Annotated in this window: 11 protein-coding genes; 10 read left to right on the forward strand and 1 reads right to left on the reverse strand. The window is 72.8% G+C overall.

Features of this window, described 5'->3' with window-relative positions; translation table 11 throughout:
* Nucleotides 1–45 precede the first annotated feature (45 nt).
* The 3 genes from AB0E07_RS22390 to AB0E07_RS22400 all read left to right on the forward strand — a co-directional run bounded on the left by AB0E07_RS22390 (nucleotide 46) and on the right by AB0E07_RS22400 (nucleotide 2879).
* Nucleotides 46–870, forward strand: a complete 825-nt coding sequence (locus AB0E07_RS22390; protein WP_362254777.1) for a hypothetical protein — start codon at nucleotides 46–48, stop codon at nucleotides 868–870.
* A gap of 49 nt (nucleotides 871–919) precedes the next feature.
* Nucleotides 920–1618 (forward strand): response regulator transcription factor, encoded by a 699-nt coding sequence (locus tag AB0E07_RS22395; protein ID WP_362254780.1) that lies wholly within the window; start codon nucleotides 920–922, stop codon nucleotides 1616–1618.
* Between the two features lie 61 nt (nucleotides 1619–1679).
* Nucleotides 1680–2879, forward strand: coding sequence for a cytochrome P450 (locus AB0E07_RS22400; protein WP_362254783.1), 1200 nt, complete (start codon nucleotides 1680–1682; stop codon nucleotides 2877–2879).
* A gap of 555 nt (nucleotides 2880–3434) precedes the next feature.
* Here the strand turns inward: AB0E07_RS22400 and AB0E07_RS22405 are convergent.
* Nucleotides 3435–4457: a Gfo/Idh/MocA family oxidoreductase gene (locus AB0E07_RS22405; RefSeq protein WP_362254786.1), complete on the reverse strand. Its 1023-nt coding sequence runs from the start codon at nucleotides 4455–4457 to the stop codon at nucleotides 3435–3437.
* Between the two features lie 129 nt (nucleotides 4458–4586).
* Here AB0E07_RS22405 and AB0E07_RS22410 point away from each other — a divergent pair, with 129 nt between their 5' ends.
* The 7 genes from AB0E07_RS22410 (at nucleotide 4587) to AB0E07_RS22440 (ending at nucleotide 13143) form a co-directional block, all read left to right on the forward strand.
* Nucleotides 4587–5324 carry a GntR family transcriptional regulator gene (locus AB0E07_RS22410; protein ID WP_362254973.1) on the forward strand — a complete coding sequence of 246 codons (738 nt, stop codon included), beginning with the start codon at nucleotides 4587–4589 and terminating at the stop codon, nucleotides 5322–5324.
* A 176-nt stretch (nucleotides 5325–5500) separates the two neighbouring features.
* Nucleotides 5501–6505 (forward strand): sugar ABC transporter substrate-binding protein, encoded by a 1005-nt coding sequence (locus AB0E07_RS22415; RefSeq protein WP_362254789.1) that lies wholly within the window; start codon nucleotides 5501–5503, stop codon nucleotides 6503–6505.
* Complete coding sequence (locus AB0E07_RS22420) at nucleotides 6502–7533, forward strand: ABC transporter permease (protein ID WP_362254793.1); 1032 nt, start codon at nucleotides 6502–6504, stop codon at nucleotides 7531–7533. The genes AB0E07_RS22415 and AB0E07_RS22420 overlap by 4 nt, the downstream gene beginning before the upstream one ends.
* Nucleotides 7530–8300, forward strand: a complete 771-nt coding sequence (locus tag AB0E07_RS22425; protein ID WP_362254796.1) for an ATP-binding cassette domain-containing protein — start codon at nucleotides 7530–7532, stop codon at nucleotides 8298–8300. The genes AB0E07_RS22420 and AB0E07_RS22425 overlap by 4 nt, the downstream gene beginning before the upstream one ends.
* 117 nt (nucleotides 8301–8417) lie before the next feature.
* Nucleotides 8418–9566, forward strand: a complete 1149-nt coding sequence (locus tag AB0E07_RS22430) for an ROK family glucokinase (RefSeq protein ID WP_362254799.1) — start codon at nucleotides 8418–8420, stop codon at nucleotides 9564–9566.
* The gene (locus tag AB0E07_RS22435; protein WP_362254802.1) at nucleotides 9563–10156 is read left to right on the forward strand and encodes a sugar kinase; all 594 of its coding nucleotides are present in this window, start codon (nucleotides 9563–9565) and stop codon (nucleotides 10154–10156) included. Before AB0E07_RS22430 ends, AB0E07_RS22435 begins: the two co-directional genes overlap by 4 nt.
* A 155-nt stretch (nucleotides 10157–10311) precedes the next feature.
* Nucleotides 10312–13143, forward strand: a complete 2832-nt coding sequence (locus AB0E07_RS22440) for an SNF2-related protein (protein ID WP_362254976.1) — start codon at nucleotides 10312–10314, stop codon at nucleotides 13141–13143.
* Nucleotides 13144–13556: the final 413 nt, after the last annotated feature.

The raw sequence follows: 13556 nt of genomic DNA on the forward strand, positions 1-13556 counted from the left end.
GGTGCCCTGCGCGGCCTCCGGGATGCCGAATGGCCCCCGCTGCGCGTGCTGTTGCGCGGTGGGCGGCCCCGCGTCCACGGCTGTGTGTGGGCGGTCGCCCTGTTCCCCTGCACGGCCTTCCTGGTCCTGCCCCTGATGGCCGGCTACGTCTTCGCCCGCTCCGCCCGCCACCGCGCGCACCGGCTGTTCCCGCCGCGCGGGCCCCACCGGATCGAGGACCCGGACGTGGCCCGCGTGCAGCGCGTACGGGCCTGGACGGCCGTCGCCATGTCACTCCTTCTGCTGGTCGTGTACGGCAAGCCCGAGGACGTCAGCGAGGCGCAGCAGCAGTACATGACGAGGCTGGCCGTCACCCCGCCGCTGCTGCTCCTGAGCGCGCCCCTGGTGATCGCGTTCCTGTTCCGGATGGCGTCGCCCGCCGCGAAGGCCCACATGCGGCCCCGGCTGCGGGCGGCCGGGCGTTCGGCCCTCGCGTACATCGGCGCGGTGACCGCCGTACCCTTTCTCCTCGTCGCCGTCGTCGCGGTGGAAGACCGCTCCTCCGCCGACCTCGACCCGGGCTTCCCCTGGGCGCAACTCGCGCTCACCCTGCCGTTCTTCTGGCTGCTGTGCTTCCTCGTCTTCGCCACCGGGCCCGCGGTGCGCACCGGGTTCAACTCGGCGGCCGTGCACGCGGCGCTGCCCGCCCTGCTCACCGCCGTCCTGGTGTGGGAGTTCGCGCTGATCGGCCTGGTGACGGGCGGACTTCCGCCCGGACCGCCCGTCGTGCAGGTCCTCGCGGTACTGGCCGGTCCCGCCTCGGTGACCGCGGTGGTCCGCTGGGAACTGGGCCGCCTGCGCACCCGCTACGGCGTCACCCTGCGGGCGTGAGCGTCCGGTGCCCGCCTCCGGGCGGCCCGGCCGTGATTACGTAGGCCCCATGACTGCGATCAGAGTGCTCCTCGTCGACGACGACCCGCTGGTCCGGGCCGGTCTGTCCCTGATGATGGGCGGCGCGGACGACATCGAGATCGTCGGGGAGGCCGCCGACGGTGCCGAGGCCGAGCAACTCGTCGAGCACACCCGTCCGGACATCGTCCTGATGGACATCCGGATGCCCTCGGTGGACGGTCTGACCGCCACCGAACGGCTGCGCTCGCGGCCCGACGCCCCGCAGGTCGTCGTGCTGACCACGTTCCACGCCGACGAGCAGGTGCTGCGCGCGCTGCGCGCGGGGGCCGCCGGTTTCGTCCTCAAGGACACCCCGCCGGCCGAGATCGTCGACGCGGTACGGCGGGTGGCGACCGGTGATCCCGTGCTGTCGCCCACGGTGACCCGGCAGTTGATGGCGCACGCCGCGCGGGCCGCGGACTCCGCGGCCGACACCCGGCGCGCCCGCGCGCGGACCCGTGTCGAGGCGCTCAACGAGCGGGAGCGCGAGGTGGCCGTGGCGGTCGGCCGGGGACTGTCCAACGCCGAGATCGCCGCCGCCCTGTTCATGAGCGTCGCCACGGTGAAGACCCATGTCTCGCGCGCCCTGACCAAGCTCGACCTCAACAACCGGGTGCAGATCGCCCTGCTCGCCCATGACGCGGGGCTGTTGGACGAATCCGGGGAACCGGGGGCGGACGGGCACTAGCGGCGGACCCCGCGCGTTGTGCGGGTGTCGGGGTGTCGGGGTGTCGGACGGGGGAGCGGGAATGGGCGGGATCGACAAGCAGCCGGACACGGGCATCGACCTGGGGGAGTTCGGGGAGGAGTTCCGCACCGATCCGCACCCGGTCTACGCCCGTCTGCGCGCCGAGGGCCCGATCCACTGGGTACGGCCACCCGGGTGGCAGTCCTCGACCTGGCTGGTCGTCGGCCACACCGAGGCGCGGGCCGCGCTGGCCGACCCCCGACTCGCCAAGGACGGCGCCAAGATCGGCCTGGCGACGCTGGACGAGGAGCTGATCGGGAAGAACCTGCTGGTCTCCGACCCGCCGCGACACACCCGGCTGCGCGGTCTGGTCTCCCGCGCCTTCACGGCGCGCCGGGTGGAGGAACTGCGCCCGCGCGTCCAGCGGATCACCGACGACCTCCTCGACGCGATGCTGCCGCGGGGCGCCGCGGACCTGGTGGAGTCGTTCGCGTACCCGCTGCCGCTGACCGTCATCTGCGAACTCCTCGGCGTGCCGGAGATGGACCGCGCCGAGTTCCGCAAGATGTCCACGGAGACCGTCGCCCCGAGCAGCCCGGGCAGCGAGTACGACGCCTTCGTCGCCCTCGGCGAGTACTTCACCGGCCTGATCGAGGACAAGAGAGCGGCCGGTCCGGGCGGCGACCTGCTCTCCGACCTGATCCGCACCACCGCCGAGGACGGCGACCGGCTCTCCCCGGACGAACTGCGCGGCATGGCCTTCATCCTGCTGATCGCCGGTCACGAGACCACCGTCAACCTGATCACCAGCGGAGTGCACGCGCTGCTCACCCACCCCGATCAACTCGACCTGCTGCGCGCCGACATGAGCCTGATCGACGACGCGGTCGAGGAGATGCTGCGCTACGAGGGCCCGGTGGAGAATGCCACCTTCCGGTATGCCGCCGAGCCGCTGGACATCGGCGGACGGCACATCGCGGCAGGCGAGTCGGTGATGGTCTGCCTCACCGCGGCCGACCGGGACGCGGAGCGCTACCCGGACCCCGGCCGCTTCGACATCCGCCGCGACCACCGCGCCCATGTCGCCTTCGGCCACGGCATCCACTACTGCCTGGGCGCCCCGCTGGCCCGCCTGGAAGCACGCACGGCCGTCCGCTCCCTGCTGGAGCGCGCCCCCGACCTGGCCCTGGACGGACCCCCCGGCCCCTGGCTCCCCGGCATGCTGATGCGCGGAATGCGCACCCTTCCGCTCCGCTGGTAGTCCAGTGGTCCGCTCCGCCGGTAGTGCCTGTAGTCCCCTCCGCCGGTAGCCCGGTAGCCCGGTAGCCCGGTAGCCCGGTAGCCCGGTAGCCCGGTAGCCCGGTAGCCCGGTAGCCCGGCCAGTCGCGGTGCCGGTGCTCGCGCATCGGCCGGGCGTACCCGAGGACCGGACTGCCGTGGCCGTGGCCGTGGCCGTTGCCGCGGCGTGGCCCGGGGTCGCAGGGCGCTGTCCCCTGGCCGGTCGTGTGCCGGGTCGCCGTGGCACCGGTGCCCCATGCCGTGGCATCGATCACCCGCGCCCGAGCCCGGACTGCCCCGGTCGCGGCGCCCACCCGGGTGCCCGCGGCTGTCGTGCCGCTCCTCGGGCGCCGGACCGTCGTCGCCGTGCCCCCTCTCGGGTGCAGGGCGGCGGTGCCGCGCCCGGCGGCGGCCCCGCACCCGGTGCGCGGCCCGCCGCCCAGGCGCAGCGCCGTCGTCGAGGTGCCGCCCCGGATGTCGCGCCGACGCCGGCCTCGCCCGGGTCCCGGACTGACCCCGGCCGGGGGCGCCCCGGCTGTCAGACCGGGCCCGGTGTGCCTCCGCCCGGGAGTTCTGCCAGGCGGACCGGGCGGTGCTCGTGTCGGGACAGTTCGCAGGCCTCGGCGATCCGCAGTGCCTGGAGGGCCTCGCGGCCGTCGCAGGGGTTGGGCCGCTCGCCCCTCACCACCTCGATGAACGCGGCGAGTTCGGCCTCGTAGGCGGGGCCGAAGCGCTCCAGGAAACCGGGCCAGGGCTTGTCGGCGGCCGGAGGGCCGGTCGGCTCGGTGGACGCGATCGGGGTGCGGTCGTCCAGGCCCACCACGATCGTGTCCCGCTCACCGGACAACTCCATGCGCACGTCGTAGCCGGCGCCGTTCATCCGGGTCGCGGTGGCCGTGGCCAGGGTGCCGTCGTCGAGGGTGAGCACCGCCGCCGCGGTGTCCACGTCCCCGGCCTCGCGGAACATGGCCGGACCGGCGTCGGACCCGGCCGCGTACACCTCGGTCACCTCGCGTCCGGTCACCCAGCGCAGTACGTCGAAGTCGTGGATCAGCGTGTCCCGGTACAGTCCGCCCGACAGCGGCAGATAGGCGGCCGGGGGCGGAGCCTGGTCGCTGGTGAGCGCGCGCACGGTGTGCAGCCGGCCGAGCCGCCCCGCGCGCACGGCCTCCCGGGCGCCCGCGTAGCCCGCGTCGAAGCGGCGCTGGAACCCCATCTGAAGGATCGTTCCCGCGCTCTCGACCTCGCCGATCGCCTGGAGCGTGCCCGGCAGGTCCAGCGCGATGGGCTTCTCGCAGAACACCGCAAGTCCCATCCGCGCCGCCCGGCCGATCAGCTCGGCGTGCGCCGAGGTCGCCGTCGTGATCACCAGGGCGTCCACGCCCCACTGGAAGATCTCGTCCATCCCGGGCGCCGCCGTCTCGCCCAGCCGCAGGGCGAGATCGGCCGCCCGTGCCGGGTCGGCGTCCGAGAGGATCAGCGAACCGACCTCTCGATGGCGGCTCAGTGTGGTCGCATGGATCGTGCCGATCCGGCCCGTCCCGATGACTCCGATGCGCATGGGAACAAAGTGGGGTCGCATCCCGTGCCCTGTCAATGCGTATGTCCGGACAATCGAACTACACGACTTCCCGTCAACCGGCCACGGAGCTACGCTCGGGCCGTGCCGAAACCAGAAGTGGACCCGACCGTGTCGCTCGACCTCCGTGTGGACCGGAGCAGTCCGGTGCCCTTGTACTTCCAGCTGTCCCAGCAGCTGGAGGCCGCGATCGAGCACGGCGCCCTCACCCCGGGCAGTCTGCTGGGCAACGAGATCGAGCTGGCCGCCCGGCTCGGTCTGTCCCGGCCCACCGTCCGCCAGGCCATCCAGTCGCTGGTCGACAAGGGCCTCCTGGTCCGCCGCCGCGGCGTGGGCACCCAGGTCGTGCACAGCCAGGTCAAGCGCCCGCTGGAACTCAGCAGCCTCTACGACGACCTGGAGGCCGCGGGCCAGCGCCCCGCCACGACCGTGCTGGTCAACACCGTCGTGGCCGCCTCCGCCGAGATCGCCGCCGCGCTCGGCGTCACGGAGGGCGCCGACGTGCACCGGGTGGAGCGGCTGCGCCTCGCGCACGGCGAACCCATGGCGTACCTCTGCAACCACCTGCCCGGCGGGCTGCTCGACCTGGACACCGCCCAGCTGGAGGCGACCGGCCTGTACCGGCTGATGCGCTCCGCCGGGATCACCCTGCACAGCGCCCGCCAGTCCATCGGTGCCCGCTCCGCCACCGCCGCCGAGGCCGAGCGGCTCACCGAGCAGGAGGGCGCCCCGCTGCTCACCATGCAGCGCACGACCTTCGACGACACCGGCCGCGCGGTCGAGTTCGGCGACCACATCTACCGCCCGAGCCGCTACTCCTTCGAGTTCCAGCTCCTCGTACGGTCCTGACCCCTCCCGCGCGCTCCGAGCGCTCCGAGTACGTCGCAATGTCCGGACAATGCGACCGACTCGCGCTCCCCGGTCACCCGACGCATCATCCCTGTGTTTGATACTGGGGCGTTTGGGTCCGGCGGGAAGACCGGTCCCTCGCGTACGTCAGAGCACGGCAAGAAGGGCACGGCCTCGTGGCACGTCTGAGGACCTGGGCAGGAATCGCGCTGGCAGGGGCACTGTGCGTGTCACTGGCCGGCTGCAGCAGCACCGGCGGCAAGCGCGCCGAGGACGCCCGAGAGGCCGCGGCGGCCCAGGGGAAGGCGGCGGTGAACACCCCCCGCTGGACCTTCGCGATGATCACCCACTCGGGCGACGGCGACACCTTCTGGGACATCGTCCAGAACGGCGCCGAACAGGCCGCCGTCAAGGACAACATCAACTTCCTCTACTCCCACGACGACGAGGCCCAGCAGCAGGCGCAGCTGGTGGACGCGGCCGTGGACAAGCAGGTCGACGGCATCATCGTCACCCTCGCCAAGCCCGAGGCCATGAAGGCCGCCGTGGCCCGCGCCCGCGAGGCCGGCATCCCGGTGATCACCGTGAACTCGGGCTCGGCCGAGTCGAAGGCGTTCGGCGCCCTCACCCACATCGGCCAGGACGAGACCGTCGCCGGCGAGGCCGTCGGCGAGGAGCTGAACACGCGCGGCCGCAAGAACACCCTCTGCGTCCTGCACGAGCAGGGCAACGTCGGTCACGAGCAGCGCTGCGCCGGGGTCGAGGCGACGTTCGACGGCACCGTGCAGAACCTGTACGTCAACGGCACCAACATGCCCGACGTGCAGTCCGCCATCGAGGCCAAGCTCCAGGCCGACAGCTCCATCGACTCCGTCGTCACCCTCGGCGCGCCCTACGCGGACACCGCCGTCAAGGCCAAGCAGGGCGCCGGCAGCGACGCCGAGATCGACACCTTCGACCTCAACGCCAAGGTCGCCGCCTCGCTCAAGGACGGCACCCTCGGCTTCGCCGTCGACCAGCAGCCCTACCTCCAGGGCTACGAGGCCGTGGACCTGCTGTGGCTGTACAAGTACAACGCCGACGTGCTCGGCGGCGGCAAGCCGGTCCTCACCGGCCCGCAGATCATCACCAAGGACCAGGCCGCCGAGCTGGAGAAGTACACCGAGCGGGGCACCCGGTGAGCGCCACGACGGCGGACGAACGGCTCATCGAGACCTCCCCCCTGCGCAAGCTGCTCGGCCGCCCCGAGCTGGGCTCGGTCGTCGGCGCGATCGCGGTCTTCGTGTTCTTCGCGCTGGTCGCCGACGGTTTCCTGCGCGCCGCGAGCCTGAGCACCGTGCTGTACGCGTCGTCGACGATCGGCATCATGGCGGTCCCCGTCGCGCTGCTGATGATCGGCGGCGAGTTCGACCTGTCCGCGGGCGTCCTGGTGACCTCGTCGGCCCTGGTGTCGTCGATCTTCAGCTACCAGATGACCGCCAACACCTGGGTCGGCGTCGGCGTGTCCCTGCTGGTCACCCTGGCCATCGGCGCCTTCAACGGCATCATGCTCACCCGCACCAAGCTGCCGAGCTTCATCATCACGCTCGCCACCTTCCTGATGCTCACCGGCATGAACCTCGGGTTCACCAAGCTGATCGACGGCACGGTCTCCACGAAGTCGATCGCCGACATGGAGGGCTTCGCCAGCGCCCACGACGTCTTCGCCTCCACCCTGACCATCGGTGACGTCGACTTCAAGATCACCATCCTGTGGTGGTTCGGCCTGGTCGCCCTCGCCTCCTGGATCCTGCTGCGCACCCGCGCCGGCAACTGGATCTTCGCCGTCGGCGGCAACCAGGACGCGGCCCGCGCGGTCGGCGTCCCCGTCACCCGGACCAAGATCGGCCTGTACATGGGCGTCGCGTTCGGCGCCTGGATCTCCGGCCAGCACCTGCTCTTCTCCTACGACGTCGTCCAGTCCGGCGAGGGCGTCGGCAACGAGCTGATCTACATCATCGCGGCCGTCATCGGCGGCTGTCTGATCACCGGCGGCTACGGCAGCGCCATCGGCTCGGCGGTCGGCGCCTTCATCTTCGGCATGACCAGCAAGGGCATCGTCTTCGCCGAGTGGAACCCCGACTGGTTCAAGTTCTTCCTCGGAGCGATGCTGCTCCTCGCGACCCTGCTCAACGCCTGGGTCCGCAAGCGGGCGGAGGCCACCAAGTGACACTCGTCGAGCTGGCCGACGTCAGCAAGCACTACGGCAACATCCGCGCCCTGGAAGGGGTCTCCCTGGAGGTCCACGCGGGTGAGATCACCTGCGTCCTGGGCGACAACGGCGCCGGCAAGTCCACCCTGATCAAGATCATCGCGGGGCTGCACCAGCACGACTCCGGCACCCTGCGCCTGGACGGCGAGGAGACGAAGCTGTCCTCCCCCCGCGAGGCCCTGGACCGCGGCATCGCCACCGTCTACCAGGACCTGGCGGTCGTCCCGCTGATGCCGGTCTGGCGGAACTTCTTCCTCGGCTCCGAACCGCGCAAGGGCTTCGGCCCCTTCAAGCGCATGGACGTCGACCACATGAAGCGGACGACCCACGCCGAACTGCTGCGCATGGGCATCGACCTGCGCGACGTCGACCAGCCCATCGGCACCCTCTCCGGCGGCGAGCGCCAGTGCGTCGCCATCGCGCGCGCCGTCCACTTCGGCGCGAAGGTCCTGGTTCTCGACGAACCGACGGCGGCCCTGGGCGTCAAGCAGTCCGGGGTGGTCCTGAAGTACGTCGCGGCCGCGCGGGACGAGGGCCTGGGGGTTGTCTTCATCACACACAACCCGCACCACGCCTATATGGTCGGCGACCGCTTCGTCCTGCTGAAGCGGGGCACGATGGTCGGCAACCACACCCGCGCCGAGATCTCCCTGGACGAGCTGACGAGGCAGATGGCAGGCGGAAACGACCTGGACGACCTGCGCCACGAACTGGAGCGCGGCTGAGGGGCGCGGGGAACTGCGCGACACGCCACATACGGCCTGTAGACGGCGTACATCGTGAACCACCCCATTGTTTCCCTGTACGGCACCGGGGTCGGCGGTGAGGCAGAATCGGGCCTGATGAGCACCTACGGCACCTTCAGCGCCCCCATCGGCTCCCGCCGCGCGCCGGCGCTGCGCACCGTCGGCACCCGTGAACGCCGCTCCCATCTGACGGCGCCCCGGGTGCCGACCGTCGGCATCGACATCGGCGGCACCAAGGTGATGGCCGGCGTGGTGGACGCCGACGGCAACATCCTGGAGAAGCTCCGCGCGGAGACCCCGGACAAGTCCAAGAGCCCCAAAGTCGTCGAGGACACCATCGTCGAACTGGTCCTGGACCTGTCCGACCGGCACGACGTGCACGCCGTCGGCATCGGCGCGGCCGGCTGGGTCGACGCCGACCGCAACCGTGTCCTGTTCGCCCCGCACCTGTCCTGGCGCAACGAGCCCCTCCGGGACCGGCTCGCCGGCCGGCTCGCCGTACCCGTCCTCGTCGACAACGACGCCAACACCGCCGCCTGGGCGGAGTGGCGGTTCGGCGCCGGGCGCGGCGAGGACCACCTGGTCATGATCACCCTGGGCACCGGCATCGGCGGCGCGATCCTGGAGGACGGCCAGGTCAAGCGCGGCAAGTTCGGTGTCGCCGGCGAGTTCGGCCATATGCAGGTCGTGCCCGGCGGCCACCGCTGCCCGTGCGGCAACCGCGGTTGCTGGGAGCAGTACAGCTCCGGCAACGCCCTGGTCCGCGAGGCGCGGGAACTGGCGGCTGCCGACTCCCCGGTGGCGTACGGGATCATCGAGCACGTCAAGGGCAACATCGCCGACATCAGCGGCCCGATGATCACCGAGCTGGCCCGCGAGGGCGACGCCATGTGCATCGAACTGCTCCAGGACATCGGCCAGTGGCTCGGCGTCGGCATCGCCAACCTCGCCGCCGCGCTCGACCCCTCCTGCTTCGTCATCGGCGGCGGCGTCTCGGCCGCCGACGACCTGCTGATCGCCCCCGCGCGGGACGCCTTCAAACGGCATCTCACCGGCCGCGGCTACCGCCCCGAGGCCCGGATCGCCCGTGCCCAGCTCGGCCCCGAGGCCGGCATGGTCGGCGCCGCCGACCTCGCGCGCCTGGTCGCCCGCCGCTTCCGCCGCGCCAACCGGCGCCGCGTGGAGCGCCACGAACGCTACGAACGGTACGTGGCCTCCCGCCGAGCCTCCCAGGGGCCCGCGTGAGCCCGGACCTGCCCCACCAGCCCGACGCGCCGGCCGAGCCGGACCGCCCCGCCGAGGACCGGCGCCACATGATCCGCCGCCGCGCGCTGACCCTGCTCATCATCGGGCTCCTCATCGGCGTCCCGGCCGGCTACCTGGTGATCTCCGCCAACCAGAGCCGGGACAGCGGCAAGGACAAGGAGGCGAAGTACTCGGCGACCGGACTCACCGAGGGCTGGCCCTCCAAGGTCCAGCGCCGGCTGTACCAGGTGCCGATACCGCACCCGTCGAACCAGGTCGCGTACTACGAGACCAACAACTGGCGCACCAGCCGCCTCTACGTGCAGTTCCAGACCACGCACGCGGGCCTGGACGCCTTCCTCGCCGAGCTCGGCCTCAGCCGCCAGGACCTGAACCGGGACAAGATCACCATCGGTGCCCGCGACCAGAAGATCACCGGCTGGAAGTTCGAGGGCGAGGGCTCCCGGCCCGGCACCGACTTCGGGCTCGTGCGCGAACAGAAGAACCCGGCGCCGACCCTGGACATCGTCGTCAACACGGGCAATCCGACGTTCCCCATGGTGTACGTCGTCTCCCGCACGGTTCCCTGACCGGCGCCGCCCGCCACCCGTCCCGACCGGTCCCCCGCCGACCGGCACGGGCCGGTCGGCGGGGCCGATTGTCAGACCCCGCCCGTAGAGTCGAAGACGTCCGATCCGACTCGGGGCCCGGGAGGTGACAAGTGCGAACGAGCGACACGGCCGCGGTGACCGACCGTGCGGGCGACCCCCGCGCCGGTGACCCACCGGACCAGGAGCCGCTTCCCGTGCGGCTCGCCGCCGTCTTCCTGCCCGCGCCGCTGCCGCGGGAAGGACGGATGGCCTTCTGGGACCCCGAGGACGGCCCGCTGCCCAGCGCGGGCGAACCCACCGAACTCACCGTCGTACGGACCCACGGCGCGGGAGTGCGCCGCAGGCCCGCCCCCGCGCTGACCCTCCCACTGGACGCCGCGCTCCCGCTCCTCGTGCGCGCCCGGCGCGATCCGGCCGCGCACCCCGCCACCGTCGCCTGGGGCGCGGCCGCCCTGCACGCGCTGCGCCTGACCGCGCGCGGCCGCCTGTTGCCCGGACTGACACCGTCCGGCCACGACGCCTGGCGCGCCGGCCCGCTCGACCCGGAGGACATCGCCCATCTGCGGGCCGTCGCCGCCGCCCTGCCCCACGAGGGGCACGCGGTCCCGCTGCCCGGCCCCGGACCGCTCCGGCTGCCCGACCCCGAAGCGCTGATGCGTGCCTTCCTCGACGCGGTCGCCGACACCCTGCCCCGCACCCCGGCCGCCCCGCACGCCTCCGGCAGGCCCTTCGCCGACCGGCGTCCGCAGTCGCTGCCGCAGGCACACGACTGGGCCGCCGAGGTCGCCGCCGGCATGGACGCGGGCGTACGGATCTCGCTGCGCCTGGACCTGTCGGCGTACGACCTGTTCGACGGCGAGGCGGGCGTGCGCAGCGCGGGCGCCGCGATCGTCCAGGTGCACAGCCTCGCCGACCCCACCCTGATGGCCGACGCGGCGGCCCTGTGGGCGGGTGAGGCGGACGCGGCCCTCGGCGCCCGCGCGCGTGTCGACGCGGCCCTCGCGGTGCGCCGCGCGGCGCGGGTCTGGCCGCCGCTGGACCGGCTCGCCGAGCAGGACGTCCCGGACGTTCTGGCCCTGTCCGAGGAGGAGTTGGGCGACCTGCTGGGGGTCGCCGCCACCCGGCTCGCCGCGGCGGGCGTCGCCGTGCACTGGTCCCGGGACCTCGCCCAGGACCTGACCGCGGCCGCCGTCGTGCGGCCCGCCCCGGGATCCGCGACCGACGGCACGGGCTTCTTCGAGAGCGAGGAACTGCTCCAGTTCCGCTGGCAGTTGGCGCTCGGCGGGGATCCGCTCAGCGAGGCCGAGATGGACGCCCTCGCCGAGGCGCACCGCCCGGTCGTCCGGCTGCGCGACCACTGGGTCCTGGTGGACCCGGCGCTGGTCCGCAAGGCCCGCAAACGCGAACTGGGCCTGCTCGACCCGGTCGACGCGCTGTCCGTCGCCCTCACCGGCTCCGCCGAGGTCGACGGCGACACCGTCGAGGCCGTCCCGGTCGGCGCCCTGGCCGCGCTCCGCGACCGCCTCACCGCCGGGATCGCCCCCGCCGAACCGCCGCCGGGACTGCGGGCCACCCTGCGCGACTACCAACTGCGCGGACTGGCCTGGCTGGAGCTGATGACCTCCCTCGGCCTCGGCGGCTGCCTCGCCGACGACATGGGCCTCGGCAAGACGATCACCGTCATCGCCCTGCACCTCAAGCGCGACCGCGGCCGGCCGACCCTGGTGGTCTGCCCCGCCTCCCTCCTCGGCAACTGGCAGCGCGAGATCACCCGCTTCGCGCCCGGCGTACCCGTCCGCCGCTTCCACGGCCCCGACCGCACCCTGGACGACCTGACCGACGGCTTCGTCCTCACCACCTACGGCACCATGCGGTCGGCGGCACCCGTCCTCGCCGAACAGGACTGGGGCATGGTCGTCGCCGACGAGGCGCAGCACGTGAAGAACCCCTACTCGGCGACGGCCAAGGCGCTGCGCACCATCCCGACCCCGGCGCGGGTGGCGCTGACCGGCACCCCGGTGGAGAACAACCTCTCCGAGCTGTGGGCCCTGCTGGACTGGACGACCCCGGGACTCCTCGGCCCGCTGAAGTCCTTCCGCGCCCGGCACGCGCGCGTGGTGGAGAACGGCGAGGACCAGGAGGCGGTGGAGCGGCTGGCGCGCCTCGTGCGCCCCTTCCTCCTGCGCCGCAAGAAGTCCGACCCCGGGATCGTCCCGGAGCTGCCGCCCAAGACGGAGACCGACCACCCGGTGCCGCTCACCCGTGAACAGGGCGCGCTGTACGAGGCGGTGGTGCGGGAGTCGATGCTGGCCATCGAGACGGCCGAGGGCATCGCGCGGCGCGGCCTGGTCCTGAAACTGCTCTCGGCGCTCAAGCAGATCTGCGACCACCCCGCGCTCTACCTCAAGGAGTCCGGCCCGGCCGACGGCCTGCTCGCCCGCTCGGGCAAGCTGGCTCTGCTGGACGAACTCCTCGACACCCTGCTCGCCGAGGACGGCTCGGCCCTGGTGTTCACCCAGTACGTCGGCATGGCGCGGCTGATCACCTCGCACCTCGCCTCCCGCGCGGTCCCGGTGGACCTGCTGCACGGCGGCACCCCCGTCCCGGAGCGGGAACGCATGGTGGACCGCTTCCAGGAGGGCGCCACCCCGGTGCTGGTGCTCTCCCTGAAGGCGGCCGGGACCGGCCTGAACCTCACGCGGGCCGGCCATGTCATCCACTTCGACCGCTGGTGGAACCCTGCCGTGGAGGAACAGGCCACCGACCGCGCGTACCGCATCGGCCAGACCCAGCCCGTCCAGGTCCACCGCCTGATCACGGAGGGCACCATCGAGGACCGCATCGCCCAGATGCTGGAGGCCAAGCGCGCGCTGGCCGACGCGATCCTCGGCTCCGGCGAGTCCGCCCTCACCGAGCTGACGGACCGTGAACTGTCCGACCTGGTCTCCCTGCGGAGGACGTCATGACGGCCCGCCCGTCGGAGGAGGCACGCCGGGCCCTTCGGGAGGCGAGGGAGCGCGCGGGAACGGAGGACGCCGCGGACGCGCACCCGTCCGCCCAGTCGCCCGCCCCGCCGGTCCGCCCGCAGGGCGACGCCCCGGAACCCCGCCCGGCGGACGCGGCCCGAGCGGCCCTACGCCGCCAGTCCGCCACCGGCGCGTCTGCTCCGGGGACCGAGGAGTTGGGGGAGGCGAGCGAATCGACGCCGTCTCGTGCTTCGGACGTGGCGCGCGGGGCGCTGCGCCGTCCGGCTTCCACTGGCGGGGCGTCGGCCGGGTCTGCTTCGGGGACCGAGGAGTTGGGGGAGGCGAGCGAATCGACGCCGTCTCGTGCTTCGGACGTGGCGCGCGGGGCGCTGCGCCGTCCGGCTTCCACTGGC

Origin of the sequence: Streptomyces sp. NPDC048002 (assembly GCF_040653275.1) — a bacterium.
GTDB lineage: Bacteria > Actinomycetota > Actinomycetes > Streptomycetales > Streptomycetaceae > Streptomyces.